Raw genomic sequence first — 648 nt, 5'->3', positions numbered from 1 at the left:
GGCGAAGATCCTGAAGCTGCGCATCTTCGCCGACGATGCCGGCAAGATGAATCGCAGCGTGCAGGACGTCGGCGGCGGACTGCTGGTGGTGAGCCAGTTCACGCTGGCGGCCGACGTGAGCGGCGGCAACCGGCCGAGCTTCACGCAGGCGGCGCCGCCCGACGAAGGGCGGCGGCTCTATGCGTACTTCGTGGACCGGGCGCGCGAAGCGCATCCGGTAGTGGCGACCGGAGAGTTCGGCGCCGACATGCAGCTGCACCTGGTCAACGACGGGCCGGTCACGATCCCGCTGCAGATTCAGTAGCTCAGAGTTGAACCCGCAGTCCTGCGAGCACCCCGGAATGTCGCAGAGGGCGGCGACGCCCCGAAGTACGACTAGTAGAGTTCGATGACGAGGACTGCCTGCGGTGCCCATCAACCGCCAGGAAGTTCTCATGCAAGTGCTTTACACGCGCTGTGCGGGCCTGGACGTGCACAAGGACACCATCGTGGCCTGCGTGCGATGCGTCTCCCCGCCCATGCATCAGGAGGTGCGCAGCTTCGGCACCACGACCACCCAATGCTCGAATTGGCTGATTGGCTGGCCGAGCACGACTGCACCCACGTGGCCATGGAAGCCACCGGCGTGTACTGGAAGCCGGTGTGGCA

Annotated in this window: 1 protein-coding gene and 1 pseudogene; both read left to right on the top strand. The window is 65.7% G+C overall.

Annotation, left to right across the window (positions count from 1 at the left end; all coding sequences use genetic code 11):
• A partial coding sequence (gene dtd / locus AC1DY5_RS57915; protein WP_478123083.1) for a D-aminoacyl-tRNA deacylase occupies window positions 1-304 on the top strand: 304 nt, incomplete at its 5' end.
• A 130-nt stretch (window positions 305-434) separates the two neighbouring features.
• Window positions 435-648: pseudogene (locus AC1DY5_RS57910) on the top strand (IS110 family transposase); the annotation flags it as partial.

The sequence above is a fragment of the Variovorax sp. P4_D9 genome (genome assembly GCF_056401695.1).
This window is presented reverse-complemented; position numbering and strand designations above follow the sequence as displayed.